This is a genomic window from Staphylococcus sp. HMSC034G07 (assembly GCF_001835975.1).
In the GTDB taxonomy this organism is placed as follows: Bacteria; Bacillota; Bacilli; order Staphylococcales; family Staphylococcaceae; genus Staphylococcus; species Staphylococcus ureilyticus.
Genome location: NZ_KV826609.1, coordinates 332,827 through 348,822, shown reverse-complemented (window position 1 = coordinate 348,822; position 15,996 = coordinate 332,827). Strand labels below are relative to the sequence as shown.

The 15,996-nt window shown below is 31.1% G+C and carries 14 protein-coding genes; 3 read left to right on the top strand and 11 right to left on the bottom strand.

The genetic code is table 11. From position 1 onward, the window contains the following. Positions 1–36 precede the first annotated feature (36 nt). Complete coding sequence (locus HMPREF2586_RS09650; RefSeq protein ID WP_070658517.1) at positions 37–792, top strand: MerR family transcriptional regulator; 756 nt, start codon at positions 37–39, stop codon at positions 790–792. Between the two features lie 933 nt (positions 793–1,725). Here HMPREF2586_RS09650 and HMPREF2586_RS09645 read toward each other — a convergent pair. Further along, on the bottom strand, positions 1,726–2,922 hold the full coding sequence (locus HMPREF2586_RS09645) for an SAM-dependent methyltransferase (RefSeq protein ID WP_070658516.1): 1,197 nt from the start codon (positions 2,920–2,922) through the stop codon (positions 1,726–1,728). A gap of 197 nt (positions 2,923–3,119) precedes the next feature. Between HMPREF2586_RS09645 and HMPREF2586_RS09640 the strand changes: the two genes are divergently transcribed. Continuing rightward, positions 3,120–3,641 carry a DUF308 domain-containing protein gene (locus tag HMPREF2586_RS09640; RefSeq protein WP_046208310.1) on the top strand — a complete coding sequence of 174 codons (522 nt, stop codon included), beginning with the start codon at positions 3,120–3,122 and terminating at the stop codon, positions 3,639–3,641. A gap of 399 nt (positions 3,642–4,040) precedes the next feature. Here HMPREF2586_RS09640 and HMPREF2586_RS09635 read toward each other — a convergent pair whose 3' ends face one another. From HMPREF2586_RS09635 to HMPREF2586_RS09590, 10 genes are all read right to left on the bottom strand, one after another. Continuing rightward, on the bottom strand, positions 4,041–5,300 hold the full coding sequence (locus HMPREF2586_RS09635; protein ID WP_070658514.1) for an aminoacyltransferase: 1,260 nt from the start codon (positions 5,298–5,300) through the stop codon (positions 4,041–4,043). Between the two features lie 32 nt (positions 5,301–5,332). Further along, positions 5,333–6,592, bottom strand: a complete 1,260-nt coding sequence (locus tag HMPREF2586_RS09630; RefSeq protein ID WP_046208312.1) for an aminoacyltransferase — start codon at positions 6,590–6,592, stop codon at positions 5,333–5,335. A 292-nt stretch (positions 6,593–6,884) separates the two neighbouring features. Next, positions 6,885–7,544 carry a type 1 glutamine amidotransferase domain-containing protein gene (locus HMPREF2586_RS09625; RefSeq protein WP_046208313.1) on the bottom strand — a complete coding sequence of 220 codons (660 nt, stop codon included), beginning with the start codon at positions 7,542–7,544 and terminating at the stop codon, positions 6,885–6,887. Between the two features lie 132 nt (positions 7,545–7,676). Continuing rightward, positions 7,677–8,408: a tryptophan synthase subunit alpha gene (gene trpA, locus HMPREF2586_RS09620; RefSeq protein WP_070658512.1), complete on the bottom strand. Its 732-nt coding sequence runs from the start codon at positions 8,406–8,408 to the stop codon at positions 7,677–7,679. Beyond that, the gene (gene trpB, locus HMPREF2586_RS09615) at positions 8,401–9,615 is read right to left on the bottom strand and encodes a tryptophan synthase subunit beta (protein ID WP_070658511.1); all 1,215 of its coding nucleotides are present in this window, start codon (positions 9,613–9,615) and stop codon (positions 8,401–8,403) included. The genes trpA and trpB overlap by 8 nt, the downstream gene beginning before the upstream one ends. A 2-nt stretch (positions 9,616–9,617) precedes the next feature. Then, complete coding sequence (locus HMPREF2586_RS09610) at positions 9,618–10,247, bottom strand: phosphoribosylanthranilate isomerase (RefSeq protein WP_070658504.1); 630 nt, start codon at positions 10,245–10,247, stop codon at positions 9,618–9,620. Beyond that, positions 10,244–11,026, bottom strand: coding sequence for an indole-3-glycerol phosphate synthase TrpC (trpC, locus tag HMPREF2586_RS09605; RefSeq protein ID WP_064208984.1), 783 nt, complete (start codon positions 11,024–11,026; stop codon positions 10,244–10,246). The genes HMPREF2586_RS09610 and trpC overlap by 4 nt, the downstream gene beginning before the upstream one ends. After that, entirely contained in the window at positions 11,010–11,975 is a 966-nt protein-coding gene (trpD, locus tag HMPREF2586_RS09600; protein WP_371090941.1) for an anthranilate phosphoribosyltransferase, read from the bottom strand. The genes trpC and trpD overlap by 17 nt, the downstream gene beginning before the upstream one ends. Before the next feature lie 19 nt (positions 11,976–11,994). Continuing rightward, positions 11,995–12,591: an anthranilate synthase component II gene (locus HMPREF2586_RS09595; protein WP_046208319.1), complete on the bottom strand. Its 597-nt coding sequence runs from the start codon at positions 12,589–12,591 to the stop codon at positions 11,995–11,997. Further along, positions 12,588–13,997 carry an anthranilate synthase component I gene (locus HMPREF2586_RS09590; RefSeq protein ID WP_046208320.1) on the bottom strand — a complete coding sequence of 470 codons (1,410 nt, stop codon included), beginning with the start codon at positions 13,995–13,997 and terminating at the stop codon, positions 12,588–12,590. The genes HMPREF2586_RS09595 and HMPREF2586_RS09590 overlap by 4 nt, the downstream gene beginning before the upstream one ends. Before the next feature lie 718 nt (positions 13,998–14,715). Here HMPREF2586_RS09590 and HMPREF2586_RS09585 point away from each other — a divergent pair. Continuing rightward, positions 14,716–15,807 (top strand): prephenate dehydrogenase, encoded by a 1,092-nt coding sequence (locus tag HMPREF2586_RS09585; RefSeq protein ID WP_046208321.1) that lies wholly within the window; start codon positions 14,716–14,718, stop codon positions 15,805–15,807. Positions 15,808–15,996: the final 189 nt, after the last annotated feature.

Genomic DNA, 15,996 nt, shown 5'->3' with positions numbered 1-15,996 from the left:
TAAAGATTATAGTTATTATATAAGGAGGTAAATTAAATGCAAATGACAGTTAAACAGATTGCAGATTTAGTAGGTATCAGTGTGCGTACGTTACATTATTATGATGAAATTCATTTATTAAATCCTACCAAACTGTCTAAATCGGGGTATCGGCTATATTCAGAAGCAGACTTAGATAAACTACAACAAATATTATTTTTTAGAGAGCTAGATTTTCCTCTTAAAAAAATTAAATCAATCATTGCTAGTCCATCCTTTGATAGACAAGAAGCCTTAAAAATGCACAAACAATTGCTTATAGATCGAAAAAATCGAACCGATCAAATGATTCAAACAATCGATCAAACGTTACGCTATATGAGGGGAGAAATAACTATGACAAATGAAGAAAAATTCAAGGGTTTTAATTTTGACAAATTACCCAAAAGCTATGATGAAGAAGCACGTAAAAAGTGGGGCGATTCTACCGTTACGAAAGCGAACGAGCATATCAACTCATGGTCAGATAAAGAAAAAGATGTAAAAACTAAAGAAATGAATGATATCTTTTCAACTTTTGCCAATTTAAAAAGTCAATCGCCAGAATCTGTTGAAGTCCAATCAAATGTGCAAAAATGGTATGATTATTTAAATTCAAACATAAATTTTGATTACACACTAGATATCTTTGAACGTTTAGGTCACTTGTATGTCGAAGACGAACGATTCAAAGTAAATATTGATAAATTTGGAACCGGCACCGCTCAATTCATTAAAGACTCAATTGAAGTTTATGTAAAGAACAATCAATAATAATATTGCCTTTATTAAATCAAAAAAATTACGATTTGATAAAGGCATATATTTTATATGACATTATCTGTTAATTACGTTAAATAACTACGTCAAAATCAACAATAATAAATTATAGATTTACAGCAAATATTTAACATACAATCTAACTTACTGGCTATAAAGACACATGGTCGTTTGATATTTACAGTCATGAATACAGTATTAATATAACTCATAATCTAATTTAAACAGAAACTAAAATATAAATTAATGCAAAATAGGTGCCCTATATCAAAATATACATAACTTCCTATAATATATATTATGTAAACTAAAATATTAACTGAAATATGTATGCCGATTTTCGTCTTATTTAAAAGATATTTATCACTTACTTTAATAAAGTTCAAGTATTACTTAATCTAGGTTTGATAAATCATCAAAAACTTTACGTTTAAAATGAATTGAAAACATACATTAACAACAATTTCAATTTAAATATGTCTATGTTAGTCATCATCACTATATGTATTTAGTTTCATTCATTTGCTTTTAATTTTTCAACAGCAATGCTCAATATATAATCTTACTGTAGAGATCTAAATACCGATAACAAATTTATAAACAAATTATTGTTCGCTCATTTGCAACAATGTCTACATTGATACACAAAAACGAAGTTCAACGTTCAAAAATCAACTTCTCAGCGTTTCAAAATGATATAGCTTTATTAAAATAATTACAATTTTAAAAAATATAAGCGAGAATGCTATCAAACATTACTCGCAATAATCTTTAACTGTATGGTTTTTAATTAAACCTATAATATTTATAGTTTACATAACATAAATAAAGTAAACCATAAATACCAATTACTTTAAGTACTATATAAATATAAATGGTGTTAAAACAGAAAATTAAGTTTCAACACCATTTATCAAAATTTTTGTATTAATTATCACAGTATAAATAATCTCTTGTCATTGGAAGTTCATTATTAACACCTTTTGTGATTAAAAATTGATGCAAATCGGAAACACCACATGTGAAGTTTGCCGCACATGCATTTAAATACAAACGCCACATTCTTATAAATCGCTCATCAAATTGTTCGCGTACTTTATCTATATTTGCTTCAAAATTTTCTGCCCAGTTACGTAAAGTTAAAGTGTAATGCCTTCTTAAGCTTTCTACATCTACAATTTTCAAGTTATTCTGTGACATATTGTCAACTAATGCTCTTATTGAAGGAATTGCACCTCCGGGGAAAATATATTTAGTGAGAAAGTGGTTACCTTCTACTTCAACAAGTCCAGTAATACAATGTAACAATGCCACACCACCATCGTTCAATAACTTATGTGTATTTTCCATGAATATAGGAATATGATCATGCCCAACATGTTCTAACATGCCTACACTTACAATTCGATCAAAAGTTCTTTTTTCATTAATAAGTTCTCTATAATCCATTAACTTAACATCCACCTGGCCGATCAAACCTTCAGCCTTTATGCGCTCTTTTGTTTTGATATATTGTTCTTCACTTAATGTAATACCTAATGTTTGAACATTATATTGTTTTGCAGCTTCAATAATAAGATGTCCCCATCCAGATCCAATATCCAATAAACTCTGGCCAGACTGTAAATTTAACTTTTTTAATATATGGTTAATCTTGTTAACTTGAGCGGTATATAACGAATCTGCTTTCGTTTTAAAATATGCACATGAATAATTCATCGTTTTATCTAACCATAAGCGATAAAAATCATTGCCTAAGTCATAATGAAATGAAGCATTTTCTTTAGCAATTTTTTTAGTATTTTTATATTTTTTTCGAGAATGCACGTGCTTTTGCTTAGGTTTATTTATAAAACTTCTTTGTTGTGAAAAAATGGATTCCATAATATATTCTAAATCCCCATCGACTTCAATATCTTTATCCATATAGCCTTCAGCTAATGCAATCATGGGATTTGTTTTTAGCAGTTTTTTATTTAGCGGTTTGTTAAAAATTAAATGGAATTTAGCAACTCCATCGTTATAATTTACCACTGAACCATCCCAAAACGTTACACTAAACGGTTCAGTAGCTAAATTTTTTAGTATTTTTTTATAAATTGATTTTTGAATCGAAATACCCATTAATCAAACACTCCCTAACGTAAAATGAATATTTATTTTAAAACCCTATATCTTATACATTGGACCTAAATATTGATTAAATCAAACAAAACAGATTACTTTGCTATTCGTTTTTGTTAACATAACATTATTATGATTTACCAAAGTGTTGAATTCTTTCATTACGGGTAAATGTTATTAAGATTGGAGTGTAAAACATGCAACAAAAAACGGGAATTAGATGGTCCAGTTTATTAATTGGTGTTTTCTTCTTGATTATAGGTGTTTTTATCATTAGTTTTCCTGAAGAAAATTTATTTGCTATTACTTGGCTAATAGGTATTTTATTCGTTATTAACGGTTTCATTGAAATTTTTGTGAGACGCATTATGAAACAAGCTACGCAAAAGGGTTCAAATTTGCTGATTGTCTTAGGTATTATCAACATCATCATCGGCATGCTTATATTATTTAATGTAGTAACAAGTACGACATTTATTGTTTACTTATTTGCTATATGGTTTATTATTAATGCAGTTTTAAATATGTTTACAATTACACCCGCAGAAGGTTCAAACAAACGATTTCATATGGTATCTATCTTATTAAATATTATAGAAATTATATTGGGTGTAATATTATTATTTAATCCATTGATCGCTGCTGTTATTATCGCTGTATTTATGAGCGCAGTTTTCTTTATTATTGGAATAACTTATCTCATAGACGCCTTACGTTAATTTATTCTTTTAAAAATGCATTTAAAATGTAAATGTATAGTAAGCACATTTTAAAATTATAATAAATTAATAATATATTATAAGAATTTACTATTTCAATTATAGAATAAAATAATATTGCGTTTCTTATGAGTGAGTTATATACTAAAAATGTGGAAACAACCAGAATAGACATCGCATGATTATCCACATAAAAGGAGTGGGCAGAAATCTAATTTTCAGCCGCGGCAAAAATGACTAGAATTGAAAAATTATTAGGGTTTATCAGAGCTTCAGTTCAGTCATCTATTGCCAAAATAAAATGAAGTTCGGCGAATACATTATGTCGCTGCCTTTTTTGAACATAAGAAAGCATACTGGCTTAGGGCTTATATACCAGTATGCTTTCTTTTTTATTTTTTATTTTTTAATTTTTTTCCTAATATTGTTAAGCGTATTGAATAACTTATATTTTGTTTTTTTGATTGGTTTATAAAAATCACCAATTAATTCTTCGATTTGTACACCGAAACCACGCTTAAATCGGTAAACACCATAGTCTTCACTATTTTCAGTGAAGTCACCAGATAAGCCATAGAAATTATAACGACCATATCCGTGATCAAAACAATAATTAATCATAAACCAATGCATCATATATGGTCCCATATATTGATTGTATTTCTCAGATGATCCACCTGAGAAGTAATTCACTTCATATGCATTAGCAAAATATACGCCTGCTGCAAGATTTAAGATTGAGCCATCTGTCTGTCTTAATTCACTCGCATGTAATAATTCTTTTTTATCATGTTCAATTTGTTTATCGATTTCAGCAATTTTTTTCAATTGCTTGTCAGATTTATTCTCATTTTGCATCATTTGATCTCTACGTGCTTCTTTTTCATTAATACTTTCTTGTGTATGCGTAACATATTCATCTAAATCAATATAAGCTAGAGGAATCAAAGCTTTATCCCCATAATTATCTATGAAATTATAGAAATATTCATCCGTTTTGGATACAAAACCAGCACGTTTTTCAGTTTCACGATAAAGTGATAAAAAGATATCAAATTCTTCTCTTTCTAAAAATCTTACTCTCACGCCGAAATTAATAGCTTTATTTATATTTCGTTTTCTTTGACTATCAAACTGTTTTTTTAATGACGCAGGTGTTTTACCATCTAAATTAAGCACACCCATCCATCTAACCTGACTTGATGTATCATATTCTGTTGTAAACCCATGATGCGTATATCCATGAGATTTAAATAAATTAACAAGCGCATCATTTTCTTGATGATCAGCCATTGGATGAATATCTTTATCATAAATTTGGTATATCCAATAAGGATCCATTTTTACATATAAGCAATTTTGTTTTTGAAGATAAGTATCTAATTCACGTAAATAGAAATCAACTAAACCTAAATCTTTATAATCCATGACTGGACCACGGTTTGAATAATAAACATAGCTTCCCATAGTTGGGATTTTAGAGAAAAGACTAGCTGCGATAACTTGATTATCATCATCTTTTAAGCCTAATAAAACAACTTGAAAACCATCTTCTTCTCTAGTAGCTATATTTTCTTTTACTTGAAAGTAATGACTCTCTAATGCTGGATTTTGTACAAAATTGTCAAATTCTTTGACAGTTAACTCTGTAAATTTCATTATAGCTAGTTCCTTTCTAAATATAATACGTATTACTTTTTATCTTTTAATCCCTTTAACATTGTATAAATTTTGTACATTGGCTTATTGATTGGTTTTATAAAATCACCAACATATTCAACTACATCAGCGTTGAATCCTTTTTTAAACTTCACAACACCTGCATCTTCTGCTTCTTCCGAAAAATCACCACTAATGCCATAGAAGTTATATCTATCGATATTATTATCGATTGCATAATTAATCATTTTCCATTGTATTGCATAGCTTCCTGCAAAATGTCTAAACTCGTTAGATGTTCCTCCCGCATAATACACTACTTCGTATGGATTTACGATAAAGAATGCTGCTGAAATTGGTAATTCATTACCGTGTTGTTCTTGTAATGATTTAGCTTCATCAATCTTTTGTTGATTTGCAATAAGTTGTTTTTCTAAATTTTCTTTTTTATTATATGCTTTTTTATTTTCTGGACGTTTTTCTATATCTTTAAGCGCTTTGTTAATATCTTTACTTAACACTTCACGCTCTGACTTGAGTTCATCGATGTATGCTTCAAAATCCATATAAGCTAATGGCACTAATACACGATTCTTATAATACTTCAGTCTATTGTAATAGAAGCTGTCTTCTCTATCATCAAAATCTTTCGATTCTGAAGTATCTTCCATAAACGAACGGAAAATTGGTAATTCATCTTCGCCTAAGAATCTGACTTTCACACCATTTTTTTGAACTTTTTTTGTATTACGTTTACGCAAACTATCCATATCATTTAGGACATCTTTTGCTGTCTTATCTTTTAAATCTAAAACAGAGTGGAATCTTATTTGAATAATTGGATCAAAACCAGTTAAAAACCCTTGATGTTTATATCCAAGTTGCTTCATTTTATCGAAAATCCAATCATGACCAGCATTTTCTAATACATCTCCATCATGATTTCGATATTGATATGCAAGGTATGGATCTACTCTTAAATACAATGCATTATGTTTTTTCACATATTTAGCTAATTCATTGAAAAAATAATGGACAAGTTCTTTATTTTCGAAATCAATCACCGGTCCACGATTTGTATAAAAATATTTGAATATTTTCATAACCGGTACAGCAGTTAATAAGCAGGCTGCTATAACTTCATTTTCATTATTTTTCACGCCTACCAAATGCGTTTCTGTACCTTCTGCAATTTTCAACTCATAATTCCCTACCATTTGTGTAAAATGACTGTTGGGCATATGGTCAACAAATGCACCAAACTCTTTTGCAGTTAAATTCGTAAATTTCATTTTATATACTCCTATTTGTCTATAGTACTTTATTTCGAGTTTAAACTTTAATCTTAATTATTATACAATATTCAATTATAAAACTAAATCGATACCCTAGTTAGAATTACTAAATGCTACAATTTACTTATAATTTATGTGTTGCTTTATTATAGCATTACTTTTATTTTAACAAAGAATAACTATTTAAACACAAATCTTAATTAAATTATGAAAAAATAAAAACTACTAACAAGTTTTATACTTGTTAGCAGTTTAGGTTATCTAAAATCACCTGGTTTTTAAAGACTAGCTATTTTAAGGCATCTTTTAGTGCTTCACCGATTGCTACACTAGATTGAGGATTTTGGCCAGTGATGAATTGGTTATCTGTTTCAACATGTTCTGTGAAGTTATCTTTTGGAACAAATTTAGCGCCTTGTTGCTCTAACTCTGTTTGCGTTAAAAATGGTACTTTATTTTCTAGTCCCATCGTACGCTCTTCATTATCTGTAAAGGATGTTAAAGTAACACCTTCTACAAGATATTTACCATTTTTGTCTTTTGCACCGACAAATGCACTTGGACCATGACATACAGAACTGATAAATTTGCCTTCATCTTTAAAATCAGACAATATATTCGTTAATTTTTGATTATGCGCGAAATCAAATACTGTACCGTGACCTCCTGGTAGGTATACTGCATCATATTCTGAAACATTAATGTGATCTATATTTGGCACATCACTAATTTTTTCTACAAATTGTGCGTATTTCGTTAATTCATCATTTTGAGTTGAATTTGGATCTAAAGGAATTTCTCCACCCTCAATTGAAACGATATCTACGTCGATACCTGCTTCCGTTAAAATATGATGCGGTTCACTTGCTTCCTCTAACCATAATCCTGTTGGTGTACCGTCTTCATATTGTGCTCTACTTGTTATAATAAATAAAACTTTTTTATTCACGATTGTCACCTCTTCATTTATTTAGGTTTTTATCTACTTGAACTCAGTTAGAATTCAATTCTGTGTTTCGATATTGACTATCTATTTCAAACAATACCCACCTAAAATAAACTTTACACATCAACCGTTAATTTATACATCATCTAACGCTGTTCTAATAGATTTTAGATATGCGATTGTTGATGCATTTTGATCTTGTTCAAACCGTTTAACAATTTCACTACCGATGACTACGCCATCAGCTACTTCGCTAATATCATTAACATGAGCTTTAGTTCGGATACCAAAACCTGCCACTACAGGTACATGCGCTTTGTTTTTAATTTTTTCAATTTTTCGTTTCAGCTCTGGATGGAACTTTCCATTTTCTCCTGTTGTCGCATTCATTGTAACTGTGTAGATAAACCCTTCAGCATTTTCAGCAATTTGATTGATGCGTTCATCAGATGTTGTCATAGCAACTAATGAAATAATATTAACTTTACGGTGAGGATGTCTATTTTTTAATTGTTGGACAAGTTCATGTGGCAAATCAGGTATTATTAAGCCATATACACCAGCTTTCTCACATGCGTCAAAAAAAGCGTCTTCTCCATAATGATTAATGATATTGATATACGTCATAAGTACATATTGACTGTTTATAGCATCACGATGTGCAATCAGTTCATCAAAAATATATGTGATATTCACACCTTGTTGTATAGCTCTATTACCAGCTTCCATAATTACTGGTCCATCAGCTACTGGATCTGAAAATGGCACCCCTATTTCAATAATATCCGCGCCTGAGTCACTTAATATTTTCATGTTTTCAATAAAATTTTTGTTCCCCATGATATAGGGAATAAATAATTTATGCATCACTTTCGCCACCTTGTCTCATGTAATTTCTAATTGTTTCCATATCTTTATCACCGCGCCCTGACACAGTAACAACAATGATTTGATCTTTATCCATAGATGGTGCTAACGCTTCTACAAAACTAAGTGCGTGTGCACTTTCTATCGCAGGTATAATACCTTCTGCCTGAGTGAATTTCACTAAGGCATCCATAGCTTGTTTATCGCTAGCAGTTGCATATTTAACTCTACCTATATCATGATAATATGAATGTTCCGGTCCTACACCCGGATAATCTAACCCAGCTGAAATTGAATGTGCTAATTCTATCTGTCCATTTTCATCTTGTATTAAATACATTTTCGTACCATGTAAAATACCTTCTTGTCCTTTATTTATTGCGAGTGCATGTTTGTCACTGTCAATGCCCTCACCTGCTGCTTCAACACCATATAGCGCCACATCATCTTGAATAAATGGGTAAAATGTACCAATTGCATTTGAACCTCCACCTACGCATGCAACCATCGCATCTGGTAAACGTCCTTCCTTAACTTTGATTTGATCTTTGATTTCATTACCTATAACTTTTTGGAAATCTCTCACGATAGTTGGAAATGGATCTGGACCTAAAGCAGACCCTAATAAATAATGTGTATCGTCTACATGACTCACCCAATATTGTAGCGCCTTATTAACTGCATCAGATAACGTACCCTGACCTTCCGTTACGGGTTCAACTTTTGCACCAAGTAATTCCATTCTAAATACATTTAATTCTTGTCTTTTGATATCTTCTTCACCCATAAACACTACGAGCTCCATATCAAACAATGCCGCTGCTGTCGCACTAGCAACACCATGCTGCCCTGCACCTGTTTCTGCAACTAATTTATTTTTGCCCATTCTTTTAGCTAAAAGTGCTTGACCCAAGGCGTTATTAATTTTGTGAGCACCGGTATGATTCAAATCTTCTCTTTTTAAATATATTTTTGCGCCACCTAGCGCTTTTGTATATGATGCTGCATATGTTAATGGTGTCTCTCTTCCCACATAATCTTTTAAATAATTATTCAGTTCATTCTGAAACTCAGGATCTATTTTAGCTTCTCCATAAGCTTGTTTAAGTTCTTGAATTGCTGGCATTAACGTTTCAGGGACATATTGCCCACCAAAATCACCAAAAAATCCAAATTCATCTGCTTCTGTCTGTATGTTTTTAACCATATTTAATTAACTCCTTTTACAAGTTCTATGATTGCTTGCATTTTATTGCTATCTTTTATACCATTTGTTTCGATACCACTTGCAATATCATAACCATTGTGATTTAAATTAAGTTTACTTATACTTTGAATATTTTTATAATTCATTCCGCCAGCTATTAAAAAATCTACATTTTTTATATCTTTTAAGATTTCCCAATCATAGGATTGGCCAGTACCACCGTAAGCAATTGAAGGTGTATCAATTATAAATTGATCAACAAAATCTTTATAATATTGAATGCCTTTTGCTAATGTATTTGCATTTTTTGCAGGCAAAGCTTTAATAATTTTTATATTACTTTTTTTCTGACGTATAAAATGGATAGTTTCTAAATTTTCTGTTCCATGTAATTGAATGGTAGTAATATTTGTATTATCTATGAGATGACTGATTGTTTGATGATCTGGATTTACTACAATTACTACTTTGTCTTTATTTTTTGGTATTAAATTTGCAAATGCCTGTATCTCATCAATTTCCACATAACGTTTACTGTTGGGATAATGAATAAAACCTATTGCATCAATATTTAAATCTTTTGCTTTATATACATCTTCAAGTGTTTTAAAACCACAAAATTTCAACTTCATCCTTTCACCTTATCTAACTTAAGACTTGGTAAAAACTGACTTAAATCATCGCATTTCATTAAAGATTCACCAATAAGCAAACCATCAATACCTGCGTTTACAATGTTTAATACATCTTGTTGATTACGTATGCCACTCTCAGAAATATAATAATAACCTGCTTTTTTATTTTCTAAAATTTCATTGGTATGCAAAACATCTGTTACAAATCGTTTTAAATCTCTATTGTTTACACCAATAATTTTGGGATTCAACTTGTAAGCACGTGCCAACTCTTGTTTATCATGAACTTCTACTAAAACTTCTAAATTTTTTGAAGTCGCGTAATCATATAATTCTTTCAACTGCTTGTCGGTTAATACATTTACAATGAGTAAAATAATAGACGCCCCTGCTTTTTTGGCAACATCAATTTGAATAGGATCAACTACAAAATCTTTACACAATACAGGTAAATCTGTGACCTGTGTCAATGTTTGTAATCGTTCGTAACTTCCGCCAAAATAATGTTCGTCTGTTAAAATTGAAACTGCATTAGCACCAAATGCTTCATACGCCCTAACTTGTTGTGTTAAATCTCTTCCTGGAAGTTCAGATAATGTCGGACTTTTTGATTTTATCTCAGCAATTACTGATAATTGATCAGCTTGTGATAACTGTGATTCAAACGTTTGTTTATGCGTGATGTCTATTTGCTTAAGGTCAGATAATTTTTTTGTATAATAACCGCTTTGTAACAATTCCTTTTTATAAGCTACGATTTCATCCAATATAGTCATACGTTTTGCCTCCCATTTTGTTGTATTGTTTGAGCGCATCTCCATTTTTAATCAGCATCTTTGCTTTATGAACACCTTCTTGAATGGAGGTAGCTTTTTCAGAAACATATAAGGCAATGCCTGCGTTCAATAGCACCACATCTCTTTTCGCGCTTTGATCTTTACCATTTAATATTTGTTTTGTGATTTCTAAATTTTCCTGGGGAGTTCCTCCTATTAAATCTGCATTTGGGGCATAATCTAATCCTACATCTGTCGCATTAATAGTATAAGATTTAATATATTTATCTTTCGTTACTTCATATAGTGTGTTTTCCCCGGATAATGTAGCTTCATCCATACCATTGGCTCCATGTAAGACGATTGCTCTCTTTCTACCTAAATCAGCTAATGTTTGAGCAATTTTATTTAACTGTGAAGATTCATAGACACCCATCACTTGATAATCTAATTTGAACGGATTAATGAGTGGTCCAGTAACGTTAAAAATAGTTGGATTACTAATGGCTTTCCTTAACGGTTGGATATGTTTCATAATTGGATATGTTTCAGTCGCATTTAAAAAAACAAGCCCTTGTGCTTTTAAATGCGTTTCTGTTTCCTCAACATTTCGCGTTGGAATACACATTGCATTTAATAAATCGGTACTCCCTGAAGCTGACGTAACACTTCTATTACCATGTTTAATCACTGGAACACCTGCACTAGCCAATACAAAAGATACTGTTGTTGAAATATTAAAGCTATTAGATTTATCTCCACCAGTCCCACAAACGCACATACTATTAGGATAAGTTGGTTGTTCAGGGTACATAGATCCTATTAAACTTTTCGACATATATGTTAATTCTGCTTGACTCGGTTCTCTCTCTGAAAAGGCTTCTAACAGTTCTCTTTTAGTATCGATTTCTAATTGATCCGTGATCAATAATTCTATAAATTCATTCATTTGTGCTTGATCAAGTGGTTTATACTGTTTTATATGATTTTGTAGACTCAATATAATTGGCCTCCTCTACTATATTTAAAAAGTTACTTATGATTGCTTCCCCATATTCTGTCGCAAAAGATTCTGGGTGATATTGAATACCAAAATGTAAATAATTAATATGTTCAAATGATTGAATACTATCTTTTGTTTGAGCAGTTATTTTTAGTGTATCTGGTAACGTTTTTGGGTCACTAATCAATGAGTGGTACCTCATTATTTCAGAATATTCTGTAATATTCCGGTATAGTTTAGACTCACTTACAATCTGCATTGTATCTTTTTTTCCGTGACATATTTTTTTACTTTGGATAACATCTCCGCCGTGGTAACATGTCAATGCTTGTGATCCCAGACATACACCTAATATCGGTTTATATTTATAATGTTCAATAATATTGACTAAATGGTTAGTATCTAGCGGATGTCCAGGGCCAGGTGATATAACCAAACCATCTATTTCTAAATCAAATATATCTGCATCGTCTGGATATTTAATAATTACATCAGAAGTCTTTCCTACAATGTCGACTAAGTTATACGTAAAAGAATCGTAATTATCCACTACTAATATCATGGTGTAACCTCCAATAAACTTTTGGCTTTTAATTTTGTTTCTTCTAATTCTTTTTCAGGTATTGAATCATAGACGACACCACATCCTGCTTCTACATTGATATACGTTTCATCAATCATCATTGTACGAATCGCTAAGGCAAAATCTAGGTCATGATTACAGTTGATATATCCTATACCACCACTGTATACACCTCTTTTTTGAGGTTGTGCTTCATATATTCTTTGTATCGCTCTTAATTTAGGTGCGCCGGATACGGTACCCGTTGGTAATAAACTTGCGATTACAGTCATTGGTGAATAATTTGATTTCAGCTTTCCTGTTACCTCACTCACAATATGCATCACATGTTCATAGCGTTCTATTGACATTAATTTTTCAATTTTAGAACTAGCAATTTCACTTACTCTATGAATATCATTTCTGCCTAAATCAACAAGCATGCTATGTTCGCTTATCTCTTTTTCATCGCTGATTAACTGTTTTTCATTTTCAAGATCTTCTTTGTCAGTCGCGCCCCGTTTTATTGTTCCAGCTATTGGGTTTGTTACTACATTTTGTCCTTTCACTTTGACAAAACTTTCAGGCGAACTACCTACAATAATTGGTTCATCAAAATTCAAATAATACATATAAGGACTTGGGTTTTGTCTCTTTAAATTTTGATAAAGCTGATAAGATAATTGTTGTAAATTCATTCCAAAATCATGTTTGTACTTATATATAATTGAAGGTACAACTTGAAACATATCTCCTTGTTGTATCAGCGATTTCATTTCGCTAACAGTTTTTTTAAATTGATCAGGAGCAATATTTGACTCAATTGCTTTTGCTTTTGTGTCATTTTTTATAGGTGCAGGATATATATTTACGTCTTGTAACTCATCAACATGACGTTTGACACGGCGTGCTAATTGTTCTTCACTTTCATTTGAAAACAAGTTTGTGGATATAACATATAGATGCTCTTTGTAATGATCAAATACATATACATCCTCTACCATGTAAAATTTAGCATCGTGTTGTTTATGGTCAGCTAAATCGATTTGCTTTAATACAGGAAATTCATGTCTTACCAAGTCAAAACTACACGATCCAACAAATCCCGATACAAACGGTAATTGTGCTAAATCTTCATCTTCTATTTCTGCTTTATATTGATCTATAAAAGCTTTCAACTTTTCATATGGTGCTTCGTTTTCTATTTCATTTTGCCTATCATTGTATTGAATGACCATATTTTCATTATCTAAAGTCACGGCGCCGTACACATCAAATATTACAATTGAATAGCGTCCTTTTACTTTAGATTGTTCTGTACTTTCCAATACTATTTTTCGTTTTTTCAATCTTGCCAATGCTTCTGGTGTTACTTCAGCATTTATCCTTTGATATTGTACTTTCATTTTTATTCCTCCTCAAAAAAAAATCAGCATCCTTAAATATTAATTAAGGACGCTGATGCGCGGTACCACCTAAATTAGTAGACATTATCAGTTTCATCTACTCACTCATTTAATTATGCAATTTTAATCCAACAAAACCCAATTTCAGTATGTGTAGGTGTTAGTTTTCATCTACCACTAACTTTCTGCTTGCTACCATTCACAACTTACTACATTTTGTTTTTTTATAAAAAAACACCACACTAACGCATGCTGTAAGGACGCGTTACCGTGGTGCCACCTTAGTTAACAATTTCATTGCTCACTTTAAATGCTATTATATTATCCTCACGTTTAAAAGCCCAATTCACAATATATGTTGTGCTAATTTTCATCTGCCATTAGCTTTCTACTTGCTACAAATCATATACGCTACTTTATCTTTCAAACGACAACTATCGTTGCAAAATGAATTAACTAGAATAATACAAGTATCATTTAATTTTGTCAACTCTTATTTTAAATTTCTTCAATTTATTTAAAGTTACTTAGTGACTAACCTTTTTAAATATATAGCCTTTGTTTTAGTTAAATCATTTCGAATCAAAAGTGTTTTAAAATCGTGTCCTTATATGTTAAGTCTGTTTATGAAATAGAAATTGAAACACGTATTGCGAATTAACTTCACCTACTATACAATGTTACTATTCTGAAAATTTTGATAGAGGTGGTCAGCAAAATGAAACAAATACTTTTTGTAGGTTTAGGCTTAATTGGTGGTAGTCTGGCCAGTAATCTAAGATATTATCATAATGACATTGAAATTACTGCATATGATGCAGATCGCTCTCAACTAGAAAAGGCTTTATCTATTGGAATTATTGATTATCAATCTAGTGATTATAAAGCCTGTGTAGAAAATGCAGATATTATTATTTATGCCACGCCTGTGCAACAAACAATCAAATATTTACAAGCACTACCAAACTATCAAACGAAGCCTAATGTCATCGTTACTGATACTGGCAGTACTAAATTGACAATTTTGCAATATGAGCAATATCTTTTAAATCACAATATCCACTTAATTGGTGGTCACCCAATGGCAGGTAGCCATAAGTCCGGTGTGCTCAATGCAAAGAAACATTTATTTGAAAATGCTTTTTATGTTTTAGTTCACGATGAACCTGCAAATGATAAAGCTTTTGATGAAATACGTTTATTACTTAGTACAACAAATGCTAAATTTATTGCTACCAATCCAAAAGAACATGATTTTGTAACAGGCATTGTTAGTCATGTCCCTCATATCATTGCATCGAGTCTCGTGCATTTAAATGCAAACCATGCGTCCCACTCTTCACTTGTTAAGACACTTGCTGCTGGAGGTTTTAGAGATATTACAAGAATTGCAAGTGGCAGTCCAATTATGTGGCGTGATATTACCATTGAAAATAAAAATACCATCGTTGATATATTAAAGGAATGGAAATCACAAATGGAAGATGTCATCACGCTCGTTGAAGAAAATAAACCGGAGGCGTTATATGATTTTTATAATGACGCAAAAGTATATAGAGATGAATTGCCACTTAAATCACAAGGAGCACTGTCTATAGAGTATGATCTTTATGTAGATATTCCTGACAAACCAGGTATGATCAGCCAAGTAACACACATCTTAAGTTTACATAATATTTCTATAAGCAACTTAAGAATATTAGAAGTTCGTGAAGATATTTATGGTGCATTAAGAATTAGCTTTAAAAATCCTGAAGACCGAAAAAAAGGCGCTGAAGCATTAAGCGACTTTGATACTTATATTGAATAGACTTTATCTTATCTTTATAATTTAATAACTTCATTGTGATTGTGTTAAGTAATTGCTTAATTTAATTTTTCTTTGCACAAATGCAAAACTTGAAAAAACATTTAAGTCAGTTACTTATTTAGAATCTGTTAAATATTAATTAGTTCAATGTCAAAATAAAAACGTTTTTGTATATGACCAAATATGAGC